Genomic DNA, 8663 nt, shown 5'->3' on the forward strand with positions numbered 1-8663 from the left:
CAGCGCCAGCTGGACCTCGGAGCCGGTGGCGATCAGCACGGCATCGGCATCGGGGCCTTCGGCCGGGTCGGACAGCACGTAGGCGCCGCGGCCGATCCCGTCCAGTTCGGTCTTGGGCGCGTAGGGCAGGTTCTGGCGCGACAGCAGCAGGGCCGTCGGCCGGTTGCGGTTCTGCAGCGCCACCGCCCAGGCCACCGCCGTCTCGGCCGTGTCGCAGGGGCGCCAGACATCGAGGTTGGGGATCAGGCGCAGGCTGGCGGCGTGCTCGATCGACTGGTGCGTCGGGCCGTCTTCGCCCAGGCCGATGGAGTCATGCGTGAACACGTGGATCACGCGCCGCTTCATCAGCGCCGCCATGCGGATCGCATTGCGGCTGTAGTCGCTGAAGGTCAGGAAGGTGCCGCCGTAGGGGATGTAGCCGCCGTGCAGCGCCACGCCGTTCATGATCGCGGCCATGCCGAATTCGCGCACGCCGTAGTTGATGTGGCGGCCGATGCGGCGCGGCGCTTCGTCGCCCTGGGGCTCGCCCTCGGCCAGCTTGACGTCGCCGGCCAGGTCGAAGCGCAGCGGCGGCGTCGCCTTGGTGTTGGTGAGGTTCGAGCCGGTGAGGTCGGCCGAGCCGCCGATCATCTCCGGCAGCGCGGCGGTGAACGCTTCCAGCGCCAGCTGCGAGGCCTTGCGCGACGCCACGGTCTCGGCCTTGGCGTGGGCCGCGACGGCGGCGTCGACGGCGACCTGGGCGAAGTTGCGCGGCAGCTCGCCCTTGACGCGGCGCATGAACTCGGCGGCCAGCGCCGGGAACGCGGCGCGGTAGGCGGCAAAGCGCTCGTCCCACTCGGCCTGCAGGCTGGCGCCGCGCTCGCGCGCATTCCAGTCGGCGTAGACCTCGTCGGGGACCGTGAACGGCTCGTGCGGCCAGCCCAGGGCCTGGCGGGTGAGCTTCACTTCCTCCAGGCCCAGCGCCTCGCCGTGGGCCTTGGCCGTGTTCGCGCGGTTGGGGCTGCCCTTGCCGATCTGGGTCTTGGCGACGATCAGCGTCGGCCGCTCGGCGCTGCGGCGCGCCTCGGCGATCGCCTTGTCCACGGCCTCGACGTCGTGGCCGTCCACCGGGCCGATCACGTTCCAGCCGTAGGCCTGGAAGCGGGCCGGTGTGTCGTCGATGAACCAGGGCTTGACCTGGCCGTCGATCGAGATGCCGTTGTCGTCGTAGACCGCGATCAGCTTGTTCAGCTTCCAGGCGCCGGCCAGCGCGCAGCTCTCGTGGCTGATGCCCTCCATCAGGCAGCCGTCGCCGAGAAAGGCGTAGGTGAAGTGGTCGACCACGGTGTGGCCGTCGCGGTTGAACTCGGTGGCCAGCAGCTTCTCGGCCAGCGCCATGCCGACCGCGTTGCTGATGCCCTGGCCGAGCGGGCCGGTGGTGGTCTCCACGCCGGGCGTGACGCCGACTTCCGGGTGGCCCGGCGTCTTGCTGTGCAGCTGGCGGAAGTTCTTCAGCTCGGTCAGCGGCAGGTCGTAGCCGGTCAGGTGCAGCAGCGCGTAGACCAGCATCGAGCCGTGGCCATTGGACAGCACGAAGCGGTCGCGGTCCGGCCAGGCCGGATTGACGGGGTTGTGGCGCAGGTGCCGGCCCCACAACGCCACGGCGATGTCGGCCATGCCCATCGGGGCGCCGGGGTGCCCCGAGTTGGCTTGTTGCACGGCGTCCATGGCGAGCGCGCGGATCGCGTTCGCCATCTGTGTATCGTTGGCCATTGGGTGGCAGCTCCGGGGTGGGGAAACCCCTGATTTTAACGGGCGCCCCCGTGCTCGGCCGTCGGCCCGCGCCACCCGCCGTCTTTCCCGCGCCGGCGCCCGGGCCACGGCCCCACGCCGGCCGCTGGTTGGCTACAGTGGGGCGATGCAAGGGCTGCACCTGACCGCCGACCTGTACCAATGCCGCTGCGAGGCGCGCTGGCTCACCGATGCGCAGCGCCTGGGCGATTGGTGCCTGCAGGCGGTGGCAGCGGCCGGACTGGAGCCGCTGAGCCAGCTCTTCCACTCGCTGCCGGCGCCCGGCGGCGTCACCGCCACCGTGCTGCTGGCGCAGTCGCACGTGTCGCTGCACACCTGGCCCGGCCAGCGCGCCGTCGCGCTCGACGTGTATGTCTGCAACTGCGCCGGCGACGATTCGGCCAGGGCGCGGGCGCTGATGACGGCGCTGGTGGACCGCTTCGAGCCGGAGTGGACCGAGCAGCGCTCGCTCGACCGGGGCGACGGCGAGTGACAATGCGTACCGCGCGGCGCCCCGGTGCGGGGCGGCGAACGCGCGCCGACTATCACGCCGCGGGCCGGTCCCGGCCGGCGGCACAGCAAGGAGAACGATGGCTGCCCCAGCAATGATCCTGGCCGCCGGGCGGGGCGAGCGCATGCGCCCGCTGACCGATCGCTGCCCCAAGCCGCTGCTGCAGGTGCGCGGCAAGCCGCTGCTGCAGTACCACCTGGAGGCGCTGGGCCGCAGCGGCTACGGCGAGGTCGTGGTCAACACCGCCTGGCTCGGCCAGCAGATCGAAGAGCGCTTCGGCGCCGGCGGCCACCAGGGCGGTCGCGAGTGGCCGCGCATCCGCTACTCGGACGAGGCCCGCGCTTTCGGCGGCGCCCTCGAGACCGCCGGCGGCATCGCCCGGGCCCTGCCGCTGCTGGCCGACGTGTTCTGGCTGGCCGGCGGCGACGTCTACATGCCCGGCTTCGAGTTCCGGCGCGATGCGATGGAGCGCTTCGCCGCGTCGGACCGGCTGGCGCATCTGGTGCTGGTGCCCAACCCGGGCCACAACCCGAAGGGCGACTTCGGCCTGCTGCCGGACGGCCACGCGGTGCGTGACGCCGGGCAGCGCTACACCTATTCGACGGTCGGCCTGTACCGCCAGGCGTTCTTCGCGAGCCTGCCCGCCGGCAACCCGCAGGGACTGAAAGTCCCCATGCTGCCGCTGCTGCTGGCGGCGATGGAAAATCGCCAGCTCACCGCGGAGCTCTACACCGGCCCCTGGACCGACGTGGGCACGCCCGAACGGCTGGAACAACTCAACGCATCATGAGCAACAACAACTCCATCCATGCCGAGCGCCGCGCGCGCGTCGCGGCGCAACTCGGCGCCGGCGGCATCGCCATCGTGCCCACCGCGCCGGAGCGCCAGCGCAACCGGGACAGCAGCTTCCCGTTCCGCCCGGACAGCTATTTCTCCTACCTCACCGGCTTCACCGAACCCAACGCCTGGCTGGTGATCACCGGCGACGGCCAGAGCACCTTGTTCTGCGCGCCCAAGGACCTCGAGCGCGAGATCTGGGACGGCTACCGGCTCGGCCCCGAGGCCGCGCCGAAGGCGCTCGGCGTCGACGCGGCCCACAGCGTCGACCAGCTGGACACGATGCTGCCCAAGCTGCTGGAAAACCGCGACACGGTCTGGTATCCGTTCGCGATCCACGAAGGACTGGAAGGCCGCGTCGCCGGCTGGCTGAACCCGGTGCGGGCCCGGGTGCGCTATGGCGCCCTGTGCCCGCAGCTGCAGCACGACCTGTGCGCCGTGCTCGACGAGATGCGGCTGGTCAAGGACGGCTACGAGCAGGACGTGATGCGGCGTGCCGCCCGGATCAGCGCCGGCGCGCATGTCCGGGCCATGAAGATGTCGGCGCGGCTGCTGCGCGAGCGGCAGGACGCGCGCGAGTTCCACCTGGAGGCCGAGCTGCTGCACGAATTCCGGCTGGGCGGCTCGCAGTTTCCGGCCTACACGTCGATCGTGGCGGCCGGCCCGAACGCCTGCGTGCTGCACTACCGGGCGGACACCGGTGCGCTGCGCGACGGCGAGCTGGTGCTGATCGACGCCGGCTGCGAGCTCGATGGCTATGCGAGCGACATCACCCGCACCTTCCCGGCCAACGGCAGGTTCTCCGGCCCGCAGCGCGCCGTGTACGAGCTGGTGCTCGCCTCCCAGGAGGCCGCCGTCGCCGCCACCAGGGCCGGCGCGCGCTTCACCGATCCCCACGACGCCACGGTGAAAGTGCTGGCGCAGGGCCTGCTCGACCTGGGCCTGCTCGATGCCGACAAGGTCGGCGGCGTCGACGACGTGATCGACAAGCGCGCCTACTTCCAGTTCTACATGCACCGCACCGGCCACTGGCTCGGCATGGACGTGCACGATTGCGGCAGCTACGTCGAGCCGTCGCAGGTGGGCGAAGTCAGCGAACGCAAGGACCCGCTGTCGGGCGAGATCATCAAGAACCGTCCCAGCCGGATCCTGCAGCCGGGCATGGTGCTGACGATCGAGCCGGGCCTGTACATCCGCCCGGCCGAGGGGGTGCCGGCGCAGTTCCACCACATCGGCATCCGCATCGAGGACGACGCCATCGTCACCTCCGCGGGCTGCGAGCTGATCACGCGCGGCGTGCCGGTCCACCCCGACGAAATCGAAGCGCTGATGCGCGGCTGAAGGCCGGCGCCGTCAGGCGCCGTACGGCCGCTCGGCGCCGCCGCGCGCGACCATCGCGTCGCGCTGGGGCCGGCGCGCGGCGGTGTCGGCGGTGGCGCCCGAGGCCGAACTGGCGATGGCGGGCGCGTCGCTCAGGAGCCGCTGGTACTCGCCGGTGATGCGCCGCTCGCAGGCGCAGGCCACCGCGCGCAGGGCCGCGCCGTCGTGGGCGGCCAACAGGCCCGGACGCCGCCACGACGCGGCGCCCGCCTCGCGCAACCGGTCGACGGCACCGGCCACTGCCTGTGGTGCCGTGCCCAGCAAGCGCGCGGCGGCTTCCTGCGTCAGCACCACTTCCTGGCTCGGAAGGCGATCCAGGCTCATCAGCAACAGGCAGGCCAGCTGCTGATCCAGCGTGTGCAGGCCGCGGCAGCTGCCGAGCACCACTTTCTGCGCCGCGAGGGCGCGGTTGTAGCGCATCAACAGGCGCATGAAGGTGCCGCCGCGCGCCCATTCCTCCAGCAGCTGGTCGCGCCCGAGAGCCAGGCCGTAGCCGGCCGACTGCACGATGACGCGCGACACCGCGGCATCGGTCATGAACCGGGGCAGGCCCACCACGCCTTCGCTGCCGACCAGGGCCACCACCCGCTCGCTGCCGTCGGCCGCGGTCTGCAGCAGCGACACCACGCCCGCGACCGGGAAGTAGGCCCGGGCGAAGGTGCCGCTCGGCTGCCCGAGCTGCTGTCCGGCCGGCAGGTCCGCCAGCGCCAGGTGCGGCAGCAAGCGGGCACGAACGTCCTCCGGCAGGGCTGCCAGCAGGCCGTTCTGCGGCAGCAGCTTGGCCAGGGCGCGTTCGCGCAAGACGCCGGGCAATGGGACGAAGGGCATAGTCGCACTCTAGCGGCGCAACCGTTTTTCGCACACCGCGCGTAACGGAGCGTTTGAATGCGTACCGCGCCCCGCGCCGCGAGGCGTCGGACGGGACGCCGCGGCGCTGTCGGCCGTCTTCCAGGCGGTCGACGAGTGGAGTGAATTTTTTGAGAACTCGCCGCGAAGCCGGTAAGCAGACGCATCTGCGCGCAATGCTTGGCAACACGCGTAAGACTCGCGCTCGGCAGCGTCCGATCACGTTCGCTTACGACGTCACGGCAGTGAGTCGCCCCTGGCGCGTATCGCGCCAGCGGCGAGCCCGGTCCGGTGCGAGGTCTACAATGACAGCCCCCGCCGTTGCGGCCGCGCCCGCCGCGGCGCCCCCGGCGCGGGCGATCAGGAGAAGTACAACCATGGCTCCCCACAGCGCGGCCGACGCCGACGACAAACGCATGGAACTGCGCCAGGCAGCCCTGCGGTACCACGAGTTCCCCACCCCCGGCAAGATCGCGATTTCCGCCACCACGCAGCTGCTCAATCAGCGCGACCTGGCGCTGGCCTACTCGCCCGGCGTGGCGGCCCCCTGCGAGGAAATCGTCAAGGATCCGGCCGCGGCGTTCCGCTACACCAGCCGCGGCAACCTGGTCGCGGTGATCACCAACGGCACCGCGGTCCTCGGCCTGGGCGACATCGGGCCGTTGGCCGCCAAGCCGGTGATGGAAGGCAAAGGCGTCCTGTTCAAGAAGTTCGCCGGGATCGACGTCTTCGATATCGAGATCAACGAGAAGCACGACCTCGACAAGCTGGTGGAGGTGATCGCGGCGCTCGAGCCCACCTTCGGCGGCATCAACCTCGAGGACATCAAGGCCCCGGACTGCTTCTACGTCGAGCGCAAATTGCGCGAGCGGATGAGGATCCCGGTGTTCCACGACGACCAGCACGGCACCGCCATCACCGTCGGCGCCGCGATCCTCAACGGCCTCAAGGTGGCCGGCAAGGACATCCGCACGGTCAAGCTGGTCACCTCCGGCGCCGGCGCCGCCGCCCTGGCCTGCCTGAACCTGCTGCTCAAGCTCGGCCTGCCGCGCGAGAACATCTTCGCCACCGACCTGGCCGGGGTCGTCTACGAGGGGCGCCAGGAGCTGATGGACGAGGACAAGGTCCAGTTCGCGCAGAAGACGGCCGCCCGCACCCTGACCGAGGTGATCGAGGGCGCCGACATCTTCCTGGGCCTGTCCGCCGCCGGCGTGCTCAAGCCCGACATGGTGCGCAAGATGGCGGCCAAGCCGCTGATCCTGGCGCTGGCGAATCCGAATCCGGAAATCACGCCGGAGGAAGTGCAGGCGGTGCGCGCCGACGCCATCATGGCCACCGGCCGCACCGACTACCCGAACCAGGTCAACAACGTCCTGTGCTTCCCGTACATCTTCCGCGGCGCGCTCGACAGCGGTGCCACGACCATCACCGACGAGATGGAGATCGCCGCGGTGTACGCGATCGCCGAGCTGGCGCAGGCCGAGCAGAGCGAGGTGGTGGCCGCCGCCTATGCCGGCCAGCAACTGGCGTTCGGCCCGGAATACCTGATCCCCAAGCCGTTCGACCCGCGGCTGATGATCAAGATCGCGCCGGCGGTGGCGCAGGCGGCCGCGGACAGCGGGGTCGCCTCGCGGCCGGTCAAGGACATGGACGCGTACCGCGAGAAGCTGCAGAGCTTCGTCTACGCGTCGGGCACGACCATGAAGCCGATCTTCGCCGCGGCCAGGACCGCGGTGAAAAAGCGGGTCGCGTTCTGCGAAGGCGAGGAAGAGCGGGTGCTGCGGGCGGCCCAGATCGTGGCCGACGAGGGCGTGGCGCGGCCCACCCTGATCGGCCGTCCCAAGATCATCGCGCAGCGGGTCGAGAAGTTCGGCCTGCGGCTGCGCGAGGAGCTCGACTACGACGTCGTCAACGTCGAGCAGGACCATCGCTACCGCGACTTCTGGCAGACCTACCACCGCATGACCGAGCGCAAGGGCGTCACGGTGCAGATGGCCAAGATCGAGATGCGCCGGCGCCTGACGCTGATCGGCTCGATGCTGCTGTACAAGGACGAGGTCGACGGCATGATCTGCGGCACCTGGGGCACCGCCCCGATGCACCTGGCCTACATCGACCAGGTGATCGGCAAGCGCCCCGGCGTCTGCACCTACGCCTGCATGAACGGGCTGCTGCTGCCCGGCCGCCAGGTCTTCCTGGTCGACACGCACGTCAACTACGACCCGACGGCCGAGCAACTGGCGGAGATCGCCGTGATGGCCGCCGAGGAAATGATGCGTTTCGGCATCAAGCCGAAGGCGGCGCTGCTCTCGCATTCCAACTTCGGCAGCAGCAACCAGCCCAGCGCCGTGAAGATGCGGCAGGCACTGGACCTGCTGCGGGAGCGCGCGCCCTGGCTGGAAGTCGACGGCGAAATGCACGGCGATGCGGCGCTGGACGGCCACACGCGCCACCTGATCATGCCGCACAGCACCCTGGCCGGCGACGCCAACCTGCTGGTGCTGCCGAACATCGATGCAGCCAATATTTCTTACAACCTGCTGAAGACGGCGGCCGGCGGCAACATCGCGATCGGCCCGGTCCTGCTGGGCGCCGCCAAACCGGTGCATATCCTCACTGCCAGCGCGACGGTGCGCCGGATCGTGAACATGACCGCCCTCACGGTCGCCGACGCCAACGCGGTGCGGTAAGACCCGCGCCGACAGCCGGCGCTCACTTTGCCGCCCGCCGGGCGGCCCCGAAAACCCATGCCGGCTGCCCAAAAATTGGGCAGCCGCTTGCCTTTTGGGGCCGGATAAGTCACACTACCGCCTTGATTTTTTCCGGGTAAACCCGGAGTGGCGTCCACCAGAAGGCGCCCGAGAAGGTCTGATTCATGGGGCGGATTGCCGCTGTCAAGTTTGCGCTCACTAGCCTCTTGCTGGCAGCTGCGGTCACCGCTCCCCCGGTGCAATCCCGGGCATGGACGGATCCCACTGCGACCAGCAGCTTCGCGCCCGTGCGGGTGGCCGAATTGCCGGTGCAGGCTCGGGACACCTATGGACTGATCCGCCAGGGCGGACCATTCCCGTACGAAAAGGACGGGGCGGTGTTCGGCAACAGGGAGCGTTTGCTGCCTGGCGCCAAGCGCGGGTACTACCGCGAATACACCGTGACCACGCCAGGATCACGCGACCGGGGCGCCCGGCGCATCGTGTGTGGAGGCCCGCCCCGGGCGCCGCACGCCTGTTATTACACCGCTGACCATTACGCGAGTTTTCGCAGGATCGTGGAAGACGCGAGATAGGCGGGACGACATTTTGACTACAGAGAAAGAAAC

7 protein-coding genes are annotated in these 8663 nt (G+C 70.2%); 5 read left to right on the forward strand and 2 right to left on the reverse strand.

Annotation, left to right across the window (positions count from 1 at the left end; translation table 11 throughout):
* Positions 1 to 1752 (reverse strand): transketolase (gene tkt / locus VNT59_RS14385; protein WP_325499220.1); only part of this gene is annotated, 1752 nt, incomplete at its 3' end.
* A gap of 145 nt (positions 1753 to 1897) precedes the next feature.
* On the opposite strand from tkt, the gene speD reads away from it, so the two are divergent.
* From speD to VNT59_RS14400, 3 genes are all read left to right on the forward strand, one after another.
* Positions 1898 to 2263, forward strand: a complete 366-nt coding sequence (speD, locus tag VNT59_RS14390; RefSeq protein ID WP_325499222.1) for an adenosylmethionine decarboxylase — start codon at positions 1898 to 1900, stop codon at positions 2261 to 2263.
* Between the two features lie 97 nt (positions 2264 to 2360).
* Entirely contained in the window at positions 2361 to 3071 is a 711-nt protein-coding gene (locus VNT59_RS14395; protein ID WP_325499224.1) for a nucleotidyltransferase family protein, read from the forward strand.
* On the forward strand, positions 3068 to 4459 hold the full coding sequence (locus VNT59_RS14400; RefSeq protein WP_325499226.1) for an aminopeptidase P N-terminal domain-containing protein: 1392 nt from the start codon (positions 3068 to 3070) through the stop codon (positions 4457 to 4459). The genes VNT59_RS14395 and VNT59_RS14400 overlap by 4 nt, the downstream gene beginning before the upstream one ends.
* Before the next feature lie 12 nt (positions 4460 to 4471).
* On the opposite strand, the gene VNT59_RS14405 is transcribed toward VNT59_RS14400, so the two are convergent.
* Complete coding sequence (locus VNT59_RS14405; RefSeq protein ID WP_325499228.1) at positions 4472 to 5326, reverse strand: Crp/Fnr family transcriptional regulator; 855 nt, start codon at positions 5324 to 5326, stop codon at positions 4472 to 4474.
* A 395-nt stretch (positions 5327 to 5721) separates the two neighbouring features.
* Between VNT59_RS14405 and VNT59_RS14410 the strand changes: the two genes are divergently transcribed.
* Positions 5722 to 8034 (forward strand): NADP-dependent malic enzyme, encoded by a 2313-nt coding sequence (locus tag VNT59_RS14410; protein ID WP_325499230.1) that lies wholly within the window; start codon positions 5722 to 5724, stop codon positions 8032 to 8034.
* 185 nt (positions 8035 to 8219) lie between these two features.
* On the forward strand, positions 8220 to 8630 hold the full coding sequence (locus tag VNT59_RS14415; protein WP_325499232.1) for a ribonuclease: 411 nt from the start codon (positions 8220 to 8222) through the stop codon (positions 8628 to 8630).
* Positions 8631 to 8663: the final 33 nt, after the last annotated feature.

The sequence above is a fragment of the Ramlibacter sp. genome (assembly GCF_035554825.1).
Taxonomy (GTDB): Bacteria; Pseudomonadota; Gammaproteobacteria; order Burkholderiales; family Burkholderiaceae_C; genus Ramlibacter.